Genomic DNA, 16,520 nt, shown 5'->3' with positions numbered 1-16,520 from the left:
TGGCGGTGGCGGGCCGTTTTCCCGAAGGTGTCAACCGGTCTGTCCGGCGGGCCCCAACGCTTCGGAGAGACTGCATGCGCAAGACGATCGGCCTTAAACTGACCCTTACCTTTGCCCTGGCCCTCGGGCTGTGGATCGTGACGATAGGGGTTGCCCTCGTCTATCTGGCCGCCTCCAACAGCGCGTACAACCAGACCGTCCAGCGCGACGTGCCGCGCCTTCTGATGAACGAGGACATCATCACAAGCGAAACGGTGACCCGCAAGGTGCTGGGCGAGATCCTGATCGGCCTGCCCAATGCGCCGGATGATCACATCCCCTCTCTCATCGCGGAATTCGAGGAGAACGGCGCGACGACACGCCGTCTGGTCGAGGATCTGCGGGCCAAGACGGCCCAGCCCGAGATCATCGCCAAGATCGACGCCTTCCTGTTGCATCACGAAGAGGCGAAGCAGATCGGCGAACGCATCATCCGAACCGATCAGGCCGGGAATGGCGATCTGGCCAACACGCTCTATCACGGGGACCATGCGACCAAATGGGCGACGGCGATGGGTGAACTGGCCGAGTTGCGCCGCCTTGTGAACGGCATCGTGACCGAGAGCGAGGCGGCGGTGACCGAGTCCTTCGCATTTGCCCGGATGAAGCTGATCGGGACCTTCGCCCTTGCGGCGCTGATCTCGGTTGCGCTGGCGGTCTGGATCGTGCGGGGCATCACGCGCGGGTTGAAGACATCGGTCGCGCTTGCCGAGGCCATCGCGGAGGGCGACCTGCGCCAGACGCCCGAAGTGCGGGGCACGGATGAGGTGGCCGACCTGCTGCGCGCCCAGAAGACGATGGTCGAAAGGCTGCGCAACGTGGTGGGCAGTGTCTCGGCGGCATCGCGCAACGTGGCCTCGGGGTCGAGTCAGATGGCCTCCACCTCGGAAGAGTTGAGCCAGGGCGCGACCGAGCAGGCCTCGGCCACGGAGGAGAGCGCCGCGGCTGTGGAACAGATGACTGCGAACATAAAGCAGACCTCGGCCAATGCCGAGACGACCGAGCGGATCGCCAGCCAGTCCGCCGAAGAGGCCCGCGCCAGCGGCAAGGTGGTGGCAGAGGCCGTACAGGCGATGCAGACCATCGCCGAGAAGATCGTCATCGTGCAAGAGATCGCGCGTCAGACCGACCTTCTGGCGCTGAACGCGGCGGTGGAGGCAGCACGGGCCGGGGACCATGGTCGCGGCTTCGCCGTGGTGGCGGCAGAGGTGCGCAAACTGGCCGAACGCAGCCAGACGGCGGCGATCGAGATCGGGACGCTGTCCACGGCCACGGTCCGGACGGCCGCCGATGCGGGGCGCATGCTGGCCGATCTGGTGCCGGGGATCGAGAAGACCGCGGAACTCGTCAGCGAGATTTCGGGGGCGGCGCGGGAACTTGCCTCTGGCTCCACGCAGGTCAGCGTGTCGATCCAGCAACTGGACAAGGTCACGCAAAGCAACACCGCCGCCTCGGAAGAGCTGTCGGCAGCGGCGGTAGAACTGTCCAGCCAGGCGGCGGCCATGGCAGAGGCGGTGTCCTTCTTCCGTACGGGGGACGAGCCGGTCGCCGGCCCCGCGCGGCGCATGGCAGCACCGGCGCGGATGGCCCCGCCGCCCGCAACGGGGGCCGAAGAGCCGGACGGGGGCGCGGGGTTCGCCTTTGACCTGACGGGCGGGGAAGACGAGATGGACCGGCAGTTCAAGCGCAGCCGCGCGGCCTGATCCATCGGGCAGGAAACGGGGAGGCGGGCGGGCGCTGCCCGCCCGCCTCCCCTTTGGGCGTCAGTTCATCTCGCCCGCGCGGTCGGCGGCGACGGCGGCCTCGGCCGTGGCGACGGCGGCGGTGAAGGCGTCCAGCACCTCCGGCCCGCCCTGCACATTCGCCTTGAACCAGTCGAAGACCGGGGCGACGGCGGCCTTGAAGGCGGCCTTTTCCTCGGCGGTGGGCACGTAGATCTCGCCGCCGGCGGCACGGAAATCGGCATAGGCCTGGATTTCCTTGCGTTTCGGGCTGGCGAAGGTGGCCTGTTGCAGGGCGGCAAAGCCATCCGCCACGATCTGCTGCTGTTCCGGCGTCAGCGACTTGAACCGGTCATTGCCCATCCACCAGAAGGCCCCCATGTAGCTGTGCCCGTCCAGCGTGAGGTATTTGATCCCGGCATCGGTGAATTTCATCGACATGATGTCGGTGATCCCGTTCGCCGTGCCTTCCACCACACCGGTCTGCAGCGAAGTGAAGAGTTCCGGCCACGGGATCGGCGTGGGCGATGCACCCAGCGTGGTGGCCAGCGTCTGCGGCAGGTCGGCGGGCACGGTGCGCATCTTCAGCCCGGCCAGATCACCGGGGCCTGCGATGCGGCGCTGGGTATTGGCATAGTTGCGCCAGCCGCCCGTGTTGCCGATGGTCATCAGGCGGATCTTGTCGCCGCTGTCGGCCAGCGCCATGGCGCGCAGTTGGGCGGTGAAGTCGGTGCCGGTCAGCACCTCTTCCGCCACGCGGTCATCGCTCATCAGATAGGGCAGGTCGAGGACCTGGATATAGGGAAACAGCCCCGCCGCCCCGCCGGACGTGGAGATGTAGATGTCGATGGTGCCATCGGCCACGCCGGCAAGGCATTCGTCGCCCTTGGCGCAAAGCTGGGTGCCCATGAAGATTTCAACGCCGATGGCGCCGTTCGAGGCATTCTCGACATAGTTCTTGAAGACGACGAGACCGTCGTAATCCTCGTCCTGTTCGTTGGAATTGGCTGTGGCGCGCAGCATGATGTCCTGCGCCATGGCCGCCCCGGCGGTGCCCGCCAGAAGCGCGGCCAGCAGCAGCGACTTGAGGGATTTGTTCAGCATCTTTCCTCCTGTTGGTTTCTTGTTGAAGGCTGACTCGTCAATTCAGGAACCCGGCCAGACGCGGCAGGGTCAGCGAGATGGCGGGGACATAGGTGATCAGCAGGATCACGAGGAATTCCACCGCAAGGAAGGGCAGCACGGCACGGGCGATGGTTTCCACCCTGAGGCCCGAGACGGCGGATGTGGCGAAGAGGACAAGGCCCATGGGCGGCGTCAGGAGGCCCACGGTCAGGTTCACCACCATCACAACCGCGAAATGCACTGGATCGACGCCCATCGCGGTGAAGATCGGTCCGAGGATCGGGCCGAGGATGATGATCGCGGGCCCCGCATCGAGGAACATCCCCACGATGAAGAGAAGCAGGTTCACCAGCAGCAGGAGGAGAAGCGGGTTCTCGGTGATCCCCAGCAGGACCGAGGCCAGAAGTTCCGGCGTATGGGCCAGCGCCGCCACCGTCTTGAAGGCCATCGCCGCGCCGACCAAGAGCATGACCACCGAACTGGTGATCCCCGCGCGGGTCAGCACGCCGGGAATGTCGCGCCATGTCAGCGTCTTGAGGATGAAGATGGAGATCAGGAAGCTGTAGCCCACCGCCACCGCCGCGGCCTCTGTCGGGGTGAAGACGCCCGTCAGGATGCCGCCCATCAGCAGGACGGGTGTCATCAGAGGCCAGAAGGCCGCCCCCGCCGCGCGCCCCGCATCGGCCCAGCTCGCGCGCGGCAGCGCCTCGGGCAGGCGGTATCGGTTGGCCATCAGCTTGATCGTGATCATCAGCGCGATCCCGATAAGGATGCCGGGCACGATTCCCGCAAGGAAAAGCGCGGCCACGCTTTCGCCCATCACATAGGCATAGATGATCATGATGCCCGACGGCGGGATGATCGGCCCGATGATCGCGCTTGCCGCCGTGATCGCGGCGGCGAAGGGCTTTGGATAGCCCTTCTTTTCCATCTGCGGGATGATGATCGACCCCAAGGCCGAGACATCCGCCACGGCAGAGCCGGAGATGCCTGCAAACAGCATAGAATCGACCACGTTGACCTGCGCCAGACCGCCCCGGAAATGGCCGACCATCGCCTGCGCGAAGCCCACGATCCGCGCGCTGATGCCGCCGCGGTTCATCAACTCGCCCGCCAGCATGAAGAAGGGGATCGCCATCAGGGGAAAGGAATTCATCCCCTCATAGACGTTGCGGTAAAGCAGGACGATGTCGCGTTCCTGCCCGTTCAGCCAGAGGAGCAGCGCGGGCGCGGCCAGCAGGCCGAAGACGACCGGCAGGCCCAGCATCAGGAAGACGAGGAAAAGGGGGAGGAAGAAGCTGAGCATCTATTCGGCCCCCGATCCAAGGATGACGGTTTCGGGAATCTCGCGCAGGCCTTCCGGCCCCCGGATCAGCGCATGGAGGTTGCGCAGCGCCAGTTCGACCGCCACCAGCAGAAGCAGGAATACCCCGACCAGAAGCGAGGCCATCATCCAGGACTTGGGCACCTTCATCCAGACCGACAGGTCGGGAGCGACCGGGACGCGCAGCGAATCCGTTTCGAACCGTCCGCCAAGGCCCGTCACCTCGGACCAGCCGATGCCCAGCGCCGTCCAGAGGACGAGGATCGTCACCACCATCAGAAAGACCGAAAGCCCCGTCGCCACGACGCGCGGCAGGAGGCGCACCACCATGTCGATGGCGACGAACCCGCCCCGGCGGAAGGCGGTGGGGGCCATGAGCGCGGTGGACCACAGCATGAGGAAGCGCGAGGCCTCTTCCGGCCATGGCAGCGCGCTGTTCAGCACATAGCGGAAGAAGACCTGCACGAGGATGACCACGACCATCAGGCCAAGGCAGGCAGCCCCGATCCAGCGGCCAAGCGCCAAGAGCGCGCCGTTGATCAAGTTCAGGCCGTTGCAGATGGCCAGAAGTGCGGTCACGTCTCCTCCCCTCACCCCCTTCGCGGGGGATCAAACTTCGAATCGTCCAAACCTTCCTTTCGCGAAGACCAGCGGTTCCCCCTCCTCAAGGGCAAGCCGCAGGACCTTTCCGACGATGATCAGGTGATCGCCGCCGTCATGGGTTGCGTGTTGCACGCAATCGAACCGCGCAATCGCGCCCGGCAGGAGGGGTACGCCTTCGGCGTTGCGGCCCCAGTCCAGACCGTCGAACCCTGCCCCGCCCCGCGCGAAACGGGCCGGCATGTCGGCCTGATCCTGCCCAAGCACATGGATCGCGTAATGGCGCGCCGCCGCATAGTGGCCAAAGCGCTGTGATGCCTTGGCGGGCGACCACAGCACCAGCGGCGGGTCGAGCGAGAGGCTGGAGAAGCTGTTGGCGACAAAGCCCATCGGCCCCTCCGGCCCCGCGATGGTGACAAGCGTCACCCCGGTGGCAAAGCGGCCCAGCGCATCGCGGAACAGCCGCGCATTCGCGGCATCCGGCACGATCCCCTCGCCATGCTGCAGGGTGCCATCCGCCATCAGGCCACCTCATGCCCCTGTGCCAGTGTCAGCAGTTCGAACCATTTCTGCCGGTCCATCGGCACGCGCAGCGCCTCCGAGATGGTGGCGATGCGCGACAGGGTGTTGGTGCCCAGCACCGGGATCACCCGCGCCGGATGGCGCAGCAGCCATGCCACCGCCACCGCCGTCCAGTCGGTGCCCGACTCGGCGGCCAGCGCATCCATCCGCGCGACGAGGTCTGCCCGCCCCTCGGCACGCAGGGTGCCGCCTGACAGCGGGCTCCATGCCATGGGTGCGATGCCGCGCTCCTGCAGGAAGGCGAGATCACCGTTGGTGAACGGCTCCCGCGCGCCCAGCGACAATTCGATCTGGTTCGTCACCAACCGCGTGGACATGGCCGATTGCAGCAGGCTGAAATCCCACGGGCGGAAATTCGACACGCCCACCGCCCGCACCTTGCCCGCCGCCACCAGCGCATCCAGCGCGCGGCCCGTCTCGTGATGGTCCATCAGCGGGTCGGGGCGATGGATCAGAAGCAGGTCGATCCGGTCCGTCGCCATCTCGCGCAGCGATGTCTCGACCGAGGCGGTGACATGGGCGGCAGAGGTGTCGTAATGCTTCACACGCGCCGATGCATGGCGGCCCACCGGGGCCACGATATCGCATTTCGTGACGATCTCGATCCGGTCGCGCAGGCCCGGCGCCGCCCGCAGCGCGGCCCCCAGCAGCGCCTCGGCCGTATAGCCGCCATAGATGTCGGCTTGGTCCATCGTGGTGATGCCTTGGGCAAGGCAGGCCTCCAACTTCGCCTGCACATGGGCGGGCGAGGTGTCGGGATCGTCGCCAAGCCGCCACATCCCGTAGACGAGGCGCGAAACCTCGATCGCGCCAAGGGAAACCCGTTCCATCGCCATCAGCGCCGCACTCCATTGCCAAGGGGGGTTGCGGGCATCTCCGCAGGCACGCGCCCATAGGCATGGGGCAGCGAGCAGGTCTTGATCTGCGGCAGGACCTTGGTTCCGAAATGGTCGCATTCGTCCAGATGCGGATAGCCCGAGAAGATGAAGGCGCGGATGCCCATGGCGCGGTATTCCTCGATCTTGGTCATCACCTGATCGACCGATCCCACCAGCGCCGCCCCGCAGCCCGACCTTGCCCGCCCGATGCCCGTCCACAGATGCGGTTCAACATAGCCGAACTGGTCGGCCAATTCCCGCGCCCGCGCCTGATGCGCCACGCCGAGACTGATGGAATCATGCGCCCGGTCGCGGATCAGCTTGCCGTATTCGTCATCCAGTTTCGACACGATGTAGTCGGCGTAGTCGCGCGCCTCGGTCTCGGTGTCGCGCACGATCATGTGGACGCGCAGCCCGTAATCCAGCGTCCGCCCATGCGCCGCCGCGCGGGCATGGACATCCTGCATGCGCTTGGCCAGCATCTCCTTCGGTTCCGGCCACATCAGATAGACGTCGCATTGCGCGCCGCACAGTTCCAGCGCGTCCGGCGAATAGCCCCCGAAATACAGAAGCGGCCCCCCGTTCTGCTGATAGGGCCGCGCCGGATCGGCGGTGACCTTGGCGATCTGATAGACCTCGCCCGAATATTCGATGTGGTCCCGCGTCCATGCCTGCCGCAGGATTTCCACCACCTCGTGGCTGCGGCGATAGCGATAGGCGCTGTCGGCCACCTCGCCCGGAAAATCCGACGAGATCACGTTAAGGGTGAGCCGCCCTTGCAGCATATGGTCCAGCGTGGCCACGGTCCGGGCCAGCATCACGGGCTGCATCTCGCCGCAGCGGATGGCGGCAAGGAAATTGATGCGGTCCGTGATCGGCGCGCAGCCCGCCACGAAGGAAAGCGTGTCCTGCCCCACCTGATAGGAGGAGGGGCAGAGGATGTTGCGGAAGCCATGCCCCTCGGCCCGTTTCACGATGGAGGAGCAATGCGCGAAACTGGACCGCAGGTCGCCATCCGGCACACCGAGGAAGCGGTAATCGTCGGAACAGAGCGCCGCGAACCAGCTGACCTCGCAGGCATCGAGATCGGGCGAGGTGATCGGAACGACAGTCATTCTTCCCTGACTCCCAGATGCAACTTTCCCCTTGCGTAGCATCCGGATTGTTATAGATCAATACTGTATCAATTTTGCGGATACCCGCCTTGCCCAGCCCCGGTTCCCTGCCGCTCTATCAACAGATCGCCGAGCTTCTGATCCGCGACATCGCGGCAGGGCGCCTGATCGATGGCGAGAAACTGCCGCCCGAACGCGATATGGCCGCCAGCATGGGCATCGCGGTCGGCACGTTAAGGCAGGCGCTCAAATCCCTGACGGAAAAGGGTTTGCTGGATCGGGTGCAGGGATCGGGCAACTATGTGCGCGCCAAGGCGGATGCGGCCTCGGTCTATGCGCTGTTCCGGCTGGAACTGGTGGCGGGCGGCGGCCTGCCCACGGCGCGCGTGCTGTCGGTCGACCGCTGCGACAAGGACCCTGCCCTGCCGCAATTCGGCAGCCATCCGCAGGGGCACCGCATCCGCCGCCTGCGATTCCTTTCCGGACAAGTGGCGGCGGTCGAGGAGATCTGGCTGGACGCCGCGCATGTCGACCGGCTCGGTCCCGGCGACCTGCTGGAATCGCTCTACCTTTATTACCGCCAGCGCCTTGGCCTGTGGATCGCGCGGGCCGAGGATTCTATCGGTCAAGGCCCCCTGCCCGGCTGGGCCCCGCCCGAATTCCCCCATGCCCCCGGCACGCCCCTGCCCCTGATCACCCGCGTGAGCTGGGCGCAGGATGGCCGGTCGGTCGAGGCCTCCTTCACCTGGTATGACCCTGCAACCGTGCGCTATGTCGCACGCCTGAAATAGGAAACCTGACCATGCTGCGTTACGGGATCATCGGCTGCGGAATGATGGGGCAGGAACACCTGCGCAACATCGCCCTTCTGGAGGATGCCTCGGTTGCCGCCATCTTCGAGCCCGACGCGGGCATGCGCGCCGCCGCCGCCGCCTTGGTGCCGGAGGCGCGGATGGTGGGATCGGTGGCCGAACTTCTGGCGGTGGAGGCGGTGGACTGCCTGCTGATCGCCAGCCCCAACCACATGCACCTTGGCCAGTTGGAAGAGATCGCGCGCCTCCGCCCGCTGCCCATCCTTTGCGAAAAGCCCCTCTTCACCGATCCCGCCGACGCGCCCCGGCTTGCCGCCCTGCGCGCGGCCTATCCGGCCCCGATCTGGGTGGCGATGGAATACCGCTATATGCCGCCCGTCGCCCATCTGTTGCAGCAGGCAGAGGCCGCCACGGGCGGGGTGCGGATGCTGACCATCCGCGAACACCGCTTTCCCTTCCTGCGCAAGGTGGGCGACTGGAACCGCTTCAACCGCAATTCCGGCGGCACGCTGGTCGAGAAATGCTGCCATTTCTTCGACCTGATGCGCCTTGTCGCGGGCTGCGATCCCGTCCGCGTCATGGCCAGCGGCGGGCAGGCGGTGAACCATCTGGACGAGGTCTATGACGGCCAGCATTCCGACATCTGGGACCATGCCTATGTCATCGTCGATTTCCAGAGCGGGATGCGCGCCATGCTAGAACTGTGCATGTTCGCCGAAGGCAGCCGCTATCAGGAAGAGATTTCCGCCGTCGGGCCAGCGGGCAAGATCGAATGTCTCGTCCCCGGACCGGGCCGCTTCTGGCCCGCCCATCTGGGCCCCGCGCCGGTGCCCAAGGTGATCGTCAGCCCGCGCGATCCGGCCGGGCCGGTGGAGTTGGAGATTCCCGTCGATCCCGCCCTTCTGGCGGCGGGGGATCACAACGGATCGACCTATTACCAGCATCGCGGATTCCAGCGCGCGGCGCTGGGCGCGCAGGCGCCCGAGGTTTCTTTGACCGATGGCTGGTGGGCGGTAGCCATGGGCATGGCCGCCCAGCAAAGCGCGATGACGGGCGAGGCGGTCAGCCTTGCCGCGAGCGGCTTCGTGCCGCGCTGAACCGCCAAGCGACCGGCGGGACGCGCCACGCAGCGCGCCCCGCCTGAACCATCAGGCGCGGAACAGGTCCTGCGGGACGCCCGCCTTTTCCAGCAGATAGTCGCGGCTGGCCTCCAGTTCCGCGCGCAGTTTGGCGATGTCATGGCCCAGCATCGCGCCCTGCCATTTCCGCACCTGCCCCGCGCAGATCACCGTCGAGACGTTCGACCGTTCCATCAGCGTGACCACGGCCCCCGGCACATGGTTCAGCGGCGCGACGTTCAGCGCGCCCGCATCCAGAAGGACGATATCCGCCTCCTTGCCGGGCGTCAGGGAGCCGGTCTTGTGTTCCAGCTTCAGCCCCTTCGCCCCGCCCATCGTGGCCATCTCGATGACATCCGCCGCCGAAAGCAGCTTGGGATACTCCTCGCCGCGCAGGGCAAGGTCATTGGCCCACATCCGCTGCAGCGTGATGGTGGAGCGCATCTGCGTGAAGGGGTCCGCCGTCATCGTGCATTCCACATCCGACGACAGCGAGGGCAGCATCCCAAGATCGAGGCATTTCTGGATCGGCGGATTGCCGTGGCGCATGTGCATCTCGATCGGAACCGAAAGCGACACGTGTGCGCCCGCGTCGGCGGCCCGCTTCCATGCCATGTCGGACATGCCCGTCATGTGGATGAAGATGCAATCGGGGCCGAACTGCCCCGCCTCGGCCAGAGCGTCGAAGGTGGGGGCCATGCCGAAGGTGCCCACGATATGCATGGCCAGTGGGATGCCCAATTCGCGCCCCGTGGCCCATGCGTTTTCATAGCCGGGCAGGTAGATTTCCGCGCCCATCACCATCGACAGAAGCTGGTCGTCGCTGGCGAAGTGCTGCGCCTTGATCCGGCGCGCGTCGGAAGGATACTGGGCCTTCTCGCCCCAGCCTTCGAAATAGCCGAAGACGGCGCGGCGGCCCGCATCGCGCAGGGCGCTGATCGCGGCGTCGGAATGTTCCGGGCTGTGGTGGATCTGGCTGACATCCATCACGGTCGTGACACCGGCATCGATCTGGCTGATCGATCCGAAAAGCTCGGAGATGTACACATCTTCGGGGCGGTAAAGGACGCTGAATTTCTGCAGCATCCATTCATAGTAATTTGCCCCGCTTTCCGGCCGCCCGTCATTGACGAGGATCGCATCGGCAAGGATGGACCGCAGCGCCGTTTCGAACTGGTGGTGATGGGTGTCGATGAAACCGGGCATCACGACATGGCCCGCCGCATCGATCACGGCGGCGTCGCCTGCGTCGATCTGCGGGGCGACGGACAGGATCTTCGCCCCCTCGATCAACACATCGGCCTTGGCATGGTTGCCGATGGCCGGATCCATCGACATGACATGCCCCCCCTTGATCAGCGTCCGCCGTCCTGCCGCGCCGATGCCCGCAGGCAGGGCCGAGGGCGCGGGGCGGGACGAGGCACCGCCCGCATCGGCAGGGGCACGGGTCGGAACGGGGTGGGCGGCATCACAAAGCTTGCACATGGTCTTCTCCTCCCAGAGTGTTTGATGGCGGGTCAACGCCCGTCCAGAACGGCGGACAGGGCGGGTATCCTTGCGGTGGCGGCGGAAAGGCGCGCGGCGGCGGCGCGCAGATCGGCGAGGCGGCTTTCCACCATGGCCTCGGGCGTGACGAGGCCGGTATAACCCGATGAGTTCAGCGCCGCGACGACGCGCCCATCCGCCGCGCGCACCGGCACCGCCAGCGCGGTGATGCCGTAATCAAGCTGGTCCACCGTGGTCGCGAATCCCTGTTCGCGCGCCTGCAGGATCAGGCGGCGCAACTCGGCCTTGTCGGTGACGGTGCGCGAGGTCAGAGCGACGGGCTGCATCCGCGCCAGCACATCCTCCAGCGCGTCGTCGGGCAGTCCCGCCAACAGGACGCGGCCAAGGCTCGTGGCATGGGCGGGATAGCGCGCCCCCACCACCGCCGTCGCCCGCCGTGCGCGCTGGGTGGAATGATGGGCGATGTAGACGACATCCGCCCCTTCCAGCATCGCGACAGACGAGGCATCGCCATGCACCTCGACCAATTGACGCAATTCGGGCGCCATGAATTCGTCGATCCGCGCCGCGAAATAGAAGCCGGACCCCAGCGACATCACCTTGGGCCGCAGGTGGAACCGCTTGCCGTTCTGTCCGACATAGCCCAGCGCCTGCAGCGTGATCAGGCTGCGCCGCGCGGCGGCGGGGGTCACGCCCGTCCGCCGCGCGATGTCCGACAGGGTCATGTCGGGATGGGCCGCGTCGAAACATTCCAGCACCGCCAGCCCCTTGGCCAGCGCCTCGACGAATTCGGGCGGACGCTCTCCCTCCATCTCAACCGGCGGGGGCAAGGACGAAGTCGAAATGGCACTTCGCATCCGGCTTCTTCTCGGTCGGCGGCAGGGTGTCGGTCTTCTTGACCGCCTCCAGCCGCGTGATCAGCGACCGGCGCACGCCGAAGACGGCATCGTTGTCGATGTAATCCGTCCCTTCGAAGAACATCTCGGTCGTGATGGCGCGATAGCCTTCGGCGCGGATGATGTAATGCAGGTGCGAGGCCCGCCACGCATGCCGCTTGCCCGCCCGCAGCAGGCGGCCCACCGGGCCGTCATAGGGAACGGTATAGGGTTTGGGCAGCACGGTCGTGTACCAGTACTCGCCCTTCTCGTTGGCCGTGAGGATCGCCCGCAGATCGTATTTATCCTGCCCGCTGGCCTGTTCCTGGATCGGATAGGTGCCCGCGGCATCGGCCTGCCATGTGTCGATCACCGCGCCGGGGATCGGGTTGCCCAGACTGTCGCGCACCTGACCCTGCACCAGAAGGACCGCCCCCTCGCGCCCCTTGCCAAGATCGCCGCCCAGATCGAGGCGCGGCGCATCGTCCAGATAGAACGGGCCAAGGTTCGACCCCTCGGTCGCGCCGCCGCGCGTGTTGATCATGTCCACCAGCGCGGAAAAGCCCAGCACGTCGGACAGAAGGATGAATTCATGCCGCTCGGGCGTGGAGATCTGCCCGCAATCGTAAAGGAAGTTCAGCACGCCCATCCATTCGTCATGCGTCAGGTTCGTCTCGCGCGTGTAGTCGTGCAGATGGTCGATGAAGGTCTCCAGCAGGAATTTCAGGCGGCTGCCCTCTTCCGTCTTGAAGGACGCCTTCACCGCCTCGGTGATCGTGAACTGGTTGATGTCGCGCATTGTCCCGTCTCCTGCATTCCCCCGGTTGACGCAAAGCTAGGGCGGGCCATATTGTTCGGCAAGAGAAATTATTTTCGGTATGCGAAAAGGAAGCGGCATGAGGATCGGCAAGCAGGACAATGCCTTCACGGCGATTGCCACGTCGGACGAACATTCGATCACGGTGCGCGGGCATGATCTGGTGGGGGATCTGATCGGGAAGATCGATTTCACCGATTACTTCTGGCTGCTGGTCTGCGGGCATCGCCCGACCGCGCCGCAGAAGGACATGATGAACGCCTGCCTCGTGGCGATTGCCGAACACGGGCTGGTGCCTTCGGTGCAGGCCGCCCGCATGACGCTGGCCGCAGCACCCGAGGCGTGGCAGGGCGCGATGGCGGCGGGCCTTCTGGGGATGGGCACGGTCGTGGCCGGGTCTTCCGAAGTGGCGGGGCGCTTCCTTGCCGAGGTCGTGGCGGATGGCGGCGACGAGGCGGCGGCGATCCGCGCGCTGGAGGCGTTGAAGGCCGCGAGGAAAAAGGTGCCCGGCCTTGGCCACCCGCAGCACAGCGCGGGCGATCCGCGCGCCGACAGGCTGCTCGCGATTGCCGACGATCTGGGCGTTTCCGGCGCGCATGTCGCGGCGCTGCGCCATCTGGGCAGGCATGCCCCCGCGATCATGAACCGCCCCCTGCCCATAAACGTGTCCGGCGCGATCCCTGCCGTGATCCTCGATGCGGGCTGGCCGCTTCAGGCGCTGAAAGCCGTGCCCCTGCTTGCCCGCGCGGGCGGCCTTGCCGCGCATCTTTATGAGGAATCGCAGCGTCCCATCGGGTTCATCCTGTCCCATCACGCCGACCTTGCGATCAGCTATGACGGAGCGCGCGCAGAATGAAACCGCTGAGGAACATCCGCGTGGTGGAGATGGGGACCTATATCACCGGTCCCGCCGCCGCGATGCAACTGGCCGATCTTGGCGCCGACGTGATCAAGGTGGAACGCCCCGGCGAGGGCGACCCGTTCCGCGCCTTCAAGGGCGGGCTCTATTCCCCGCATTTCCAGACCTACAACCGCAACAAGCGGTCCATCGCGCTGGATACGCGGCTGCCCGAGGATCTGGCGGTGTTCAACGCGCTGATCGAACGGGCCGATGTCTTCATCCAGAACTTCCGCCCCGGCGTGGCGGAAAAGCTGGGCGCGGGCGAGGCGGATCTGCGGGCGATCAATCCGAAGATCATCTATTGCGCCATTTCGGGCTTCGGCACCTCCGGCCCCGCCCGCGACAGGCCGACCTATGACACGGTGGCACAGGCGGCATCGGGCTTCCTGCGCCTGATGACACCGCCGACCAATCCCCGCGTCATCGGCCCCGCCATCGCGGATGCGGTCACCGGCCATTACGCCGCAACCGGCATCCTTGCCGCGCTGGTCGAACGCGGCACGACGGGCGAAGGGCGGCGGCTGGACATCTCGATGCTCGAGGCGATGTGCCATTTCAACCTCGACAGCTTCACCCATTACTACAGCGTGAACGAGGTGATGGGCCCCCTCTCCCGCCCGGTCGTCAGCCAGTCCTACACCTTCGAATGCGCCGACGGGAAATGGATCGCCATCCACATGTCCAGCCCGCCGAAATTCTGGACGGGGTTCCTTGCCGCCACCGGGCAGGACCATCTGGCCTCCGATCCGCGCTTTGCGGAGCGTCTGGCGCGGATCAACCATCAGGACGACCTGATCGCCATCATGACGCCCGTCTTCAAGGCCAGACCCCGCGCCGACTGGTGCGCCGCGCTGGAGGCGGAAGAGGTTCCCTATTCCCCCGCCTATGACAGCGACGAGGCGCTGGAGGACCCGCAGGCGCAGCATCTGGGCATCAAGGTCAGCGCGGATCATCCGCAGATGGGTGCCTTCACCACCGTCCGCGCACCCTACAATTTCGACGGGCAGGCCGAAACGGGCATCCGTCCGCCGCCGATGCTGGACGAACACGGGGCCGAGATCCGTGCCGAACTGAGGGCCTCGCGATGAAACGTATCCTCATCATGGTGGGAAGCCTGCGCGCCGCCGCCTCCTCCGCCGCGCTGGCACGCGCGCTGGTCGAGCGGTTGCCCCCCGGGGTGCAGGCCGAATTCGCCGATATCGGCAGCCTGCCGCATTACGACGCCGACCATGACGGCGGCGCGCCCGTCGCCGCCCTGCTGGACCAGTTGCGCGCTGCGGATGGCGTCCTGTTCGTCACGCCGGAATACAACTATTCCATTCCCGGTGCGCTGAAGAACGCGATCGACTGGGCCTCGCGCCCGGCCTATCAGTCTGTCTTCAAAGGGAAATCCTGTTTCGTCATCTCTGTCTCGGGCGGTGCGTTGGGCGGGGTGCGGGCGCAGGGGCATCTGAAATACATCCTGAACGGGATGCTGGCCGAGGTCTTCCCCCATCAGGAGGTGATCGTCCCTGAGGCCCCGAAGAAGGTCACGGATGGACGCTTCACCGACGAAGGCATCCTCGCCTTCGCCGAGGGCGCGTTGTCCCGCTGGCTCACCGCCCGACCGGTCGCGCCCTGACGGGCCCAAGGTGGCAGATCACCCGCCATGGACGGTGCGGCAGGAGCGCGACCGGAACGAAGCCCAGCCTGCCCCGGCCGCGATCCGTCAGGCGTCTGCACGGTTCCATCGGCTGGTCCCAGCATGGGCAAGGCATCCGGTTCCGTCCGCAATCCGATGAAGGGGGCGTCCTTGACCGCGCTCGCCCCCCGCAGCAGGGCCAAGACCGCGCAATTCCTCGGCGATGAAGGCCGCTGTCCGACTTTCGCCGAGCCCCGTCTCCGGCATCGCATGCAGCCGCGCGACTCAGCCACGGCTTTGGGCCTGCTGTGCGCCAGTCCAGTCGGAGACGGACGGGTTCATTTCGTTGCACCAAAAAATAATCCCCTGATGCAGCCATTCCTGTGCCGCTGGATTCGGAACAAGGCAACCGGCGATACCCCGACGGTGTGCCGCCGGATCGGTCCTTGTCAGACGCCCGTTATGGCGTCGGGCGCGACGAACCCGTCCAGCGCGGCGCGGTATTCCTCGGACCGGACCCAGCGCCCCAGCCGCTCGATCTGCTCGAACAAACGCTCGCGGTCCTCCGCCGGGAACGGGTCGAGCAGCAGCGCCTCAAGCACATCCGACATGACCCGCCCGCGCTGGCGCAACTCCTGACCCTTGTCAGTAGTCGACAGATGGTACTTGCGCGCATCTGTCCCGGACGAGGTGCGCAACAGAAGCCCGTCGCCGATCAGCTTCTGCAGGATGCGAGAGGTAAGACTGCGCTCCAGCCCGCTCTTTTCCCAGATCTCCACAAAGGTGATGCCCGGATTGTCATCCACGATTCGCAACACTCGGACCTCGCGGATGGAATAGCCCAGCTCGCGCAGGAAGATGGCGTCATTCCCTGCAATGGCCTCGTCCGCGATGATTTCCAGAAGATATGTCAATCGCTTGCTTGGAAAGCTGCTGTCAGGCATCGCCCGCCTCCTCGCCCCGACCTTCGGCGCACGGCCATCTTGCGTGGATTGGTATCTACGTACAATAGTTGCATATTAAGATTATCTCAGCGAGCAACATGGAAGTTCGGATGTCCGCGATTCATACCCAAGCCCTGGTCCAAGAGGTGACGGCGCTTCCGCCGTCGCTGGTGGAACGGCGCATGGGTATCGGCTCTGGGTATCGCACCAGACCACTTGGGTATTGGACCGGCGGCACATCACGGTGCCATCTTCGGGTCATCGAAGGACCCGAACCAAAGGCAAGAGCCGTGACCAAGATCGACCGCATAGACGCCATCATCATCGACGTACCAACGGTGCGCGGGCATGTCCTGTCCATGACCACGATGCTGACGCAGTCCGTCGTTCTCGTGCGCATCCGCTTCTCCGACGGGTCCGAAGGCCTTGGCGAGGGGGCCTCCATCGGCGGCCTGTCCTACGGTGTTGATTTCCACTGAGAGGTGACCCGGGTTTTCCATCGAGAAGTGACCCACCTTTGGTTATGGCTTTTTGGTCATGCT

General features: G+C 65.8%; 17 protein-coding genes. 7 read left to right on the top strand and 10 right to left on the bottom strand.

Annotation, left to right across the window (positions count from 1 at the left end; all coding sequences use genetic code 11):
- Positions 1-74: 74 nt before the first annotated feature.
- Positions 75-1,742 carry a methyl-accepting chemotaxis protein gene (locus TabM4_RS06435; RefSeq protein WP_434620065.1) on the top strand — a complete coding sequence of 556 codons (1,668 nt, stop codon included), beginning with the start codon at positions 75-77 and terminating at the stop codon, positions 1,740-1,742.
- A gap of 60 nt (positions 1,743-1,802) precedes the next feature.
- On the opposite strand, the gene dctP is transcribed toward TabM4_RS06435, so the two are convergent.
- The 6 genes from dctP to TabM4_RS06405 are packed head-to-tail and all read right to left on the bottom strand — an operon-like array spanning position 1,803 to position 7,384.
- Complete coding sequence (dctP, locus tag TabM4_RS06430) at positions 1,803-2,864, bottom strand: TRAP transporter substrate-binding protein DctP (RefSeq protein ID WP_434620062.1); 1,062 nt, start codon at positions 2,862-2,864, stop codon at positions 1,803-1,805.
- Positions 2,865-2,901: 37 nt separating this feature from the next.
- On the bottom strand, positions 2,902-4,191 hold the full coding sequence (locus tag TabM4_RS06425; RefSeq protein ID WP_434620060.1) for a TRAP transporter large permease: 1,290 nt from the start codon (positions 4,189-4,191) through the stop codon (positions 2,902-2,904).
- Positions 4,192-4,788 (bottom strand): TRAP transporter small permease, encoded by a 597-nt coding sequence (locus tag TabM4_RS06420; protein WP_434620058.1) that lies wholly within the window; start codon positions 4,786-4,788, stop codon positions 4,192-4,194.
- A 30-nt stretch (positions 4,789-4,818) separates the two neighbouring features.
- Positions 4,819-5,331, bottom strand: a complete 513-nt coding sequence (locus TabM4_RS06415) for a flavin reductase (RefSeq protein ID WP_434620056.1) — start codon at positions 5,329-5,331, stop codon at positions 4,819-4,821.
- Positions 5,331-6,221, bottom strand: coding sequence for an aldo/keto reductase (locus TabM4_RS06410; protein ID WP_434621946.1), 891 nt, complete (start codon positions 6,219-6,221; stop codon positions 5,331-5,333). The genes TabM4_RS06415 and TabM4_RS06410 overlap by 1 nt, the downstream gene beginning before the upstream one ends.
- Before the next feature lie 5 nt (positions 6,222-6,226).
- Positions 6,227-7,384: an LLM class flavin-dependent oxidoreductase gene (locus TabM4_RS06405; RefSeq protein WP_434620054.1), complete on the bottom strand. Its 1,158-nt coding sequence runs from the start codon at positions 7,382-7,384 to the stop codon at positions 6,227-6,229.
- A gap of 89 nt (positions 7,385-7,473) precedes the next feature.
- On the opposite strand from TabM4_RS06405, the gene TabM4_RS06400 reads away from it, so the two are divergent.
- Together TabM4_RS06400 and TabM4_RS06395 are read left to right on the top strand one after the other, a co-directional pair.
- On the top strand, positions 7,474-8,175 hold the full coding sequence (locus tag TabM4_RS06400; protein ID WP_434620052.1) for a GntR family transcriptional regulator: 702 nt from the start codon (positions 7,474-7,476) through the stop codon (positions 8,173-8,175).
- A gap of 11 nt (positions 8,176-8,186) precedes the next feature.
- Entirely contained in the window at positions 8,187-9,293 is a 1,107-nt protein-coding gene (locus TabM4_RS06395) for a Gfo/Idh/MocA family protein (RefSeq protein WP_434620050.1), read from the top strand.
- A 51-nt stretch (positions 9,294-9,344) separates the two neighbouring features.
- On the opposite strand, the gene TabM4_RS06390 is transcribed toward TabM4_RS06395, so the two are convergent.
- From TabM4_RS06390 to TabM4_RS06380, 3 genes are read right to left on the bottom strand one after another with little or no spacing between them, the layout of a single operon-like run.
- Positions 9,345-10,799: an amidohydrolase family protein gene (locus tag TabM4_RS06390; protein ID WP_434620048.1), complete on the bottom strand. Its 1,455-nt coding sequence runs from the start codon at positions 10,797-10,799 to the stop codon at positions 9,345-9,347.
- A 32-nt stretch (positions 10,800-10,831) separates the two neighbouring features.
- Complete coding sequence (locus TabM4_RS06385; protein WP_434620046.1) at positions 10,832-11,632, bottom strand: IclR family transcriptional regulator domain-containing protein; 801 nt, start codon at positions 11,630-11,632, stop codon at positions 10,832-10,834.
- A gap of 1 nt (position 11,633) precedes the next feature.
- Positions 11,634-12,494, bottom strand: coding sequence for a dioxygenase (locus TabM4_RS06380; RefSeq protein WP_434620045.1), 861 nt, complete (start codon positions 12,492-12,494; stop codon positions 11,634-11,636).
- A gap of 97 nt (positions 12,495-12,591) precedes the next feature.
- On the opposite strand from TabM4_RS06380, the gene TabM4_RS06375 reads away from it, so the two are divergent.
- From TabM4_RS06375 to TabM4_RS06365, 3 genes are read left to right on the top strand one after another with little or no spacing between them, the layout of a single operon-like run.
- On the top strand, positions 12,592-13,368 hold the full coding sequence (locus TabM4_RS06375) for a citryl-CoA lyase (protein ID WP_434620043.1): 777 nt from the start codon (positions 12,592-12,594) through the stop codon (positions 13,366-13,368).
- Positions 13,365-14,501 (top strand): CaiB/BaiF CoA transferase family protein, encoded by a 1,137-nt coding sequence (locus TabM4_RS06370; RefSeq protein WP_434620041.1) that lies wholly within the window; start codon positions 13,365-13,367, stop codon positions 14,499-14,501. Before TabM4_RS06375 ends, TabM4_RS06370 begins: the two co-directional genes overlap by 4 nt.
- Positions 14,498-15,034, top strand: coding sequence for an NADPH-dependent FMN reductase (locus TabM4_RS06365; RefSeq protein ID WP_434620038.1), 537 nt, complete (start codon positions 14,498-14,500; stop codon positions 15,032-15,034). The genes TabM4_RS06370 and TabM4_RS06365 overlap by 4 nt, the downstream gene beginning before the upstream one ends.
- 449 nt (positions 15,035-15,483) lie before the next feature.
- Here the strand turns inward: TabM4_RS06365 and TabM4_RS06360 are convergent, their stop codons facing one another.
- A complete protein-coding gene (locus tag TabM4_RS06360) occupies positions 15,484-15,948 on the bottom strand; it encodes a MarR family winged helix-turn-helix transcriptional regulator (protein WP_434620036.1) in 465 nt (154 codons plus the stop codon).
- 320 nt (positions 15,949-16,268) lie between these two features.
- On the opposite strand from TabM4_RS06360, the gene TabM4_RS06355 reads away from it, so the two are divergent.
- Positions 16,269-16,457: a hypothetical protein gene (locus TabM4_RS06355; protein WP_434620033.1), complete on the top strand. Its 189-nt coding sequence runs from the start codon at positions 16,269-16,271 to the stop codon at positions 16,455-16,457.
- Positions 16,458-16,520: the final 63 nt, after the last annotated feature.

It is taken from the genome of Tabrizicola sp. M-4, from assembly GCF_051132405.1.
GTDB lineage: Bacteria > Pseudomonadota > Alphaproteobacteria > Rhodobacterales > Rhodobacteraceae > Paragemmobacter.
This window is presented reverse-complemented; position numbering and strand designations above follow the sequence as displayed.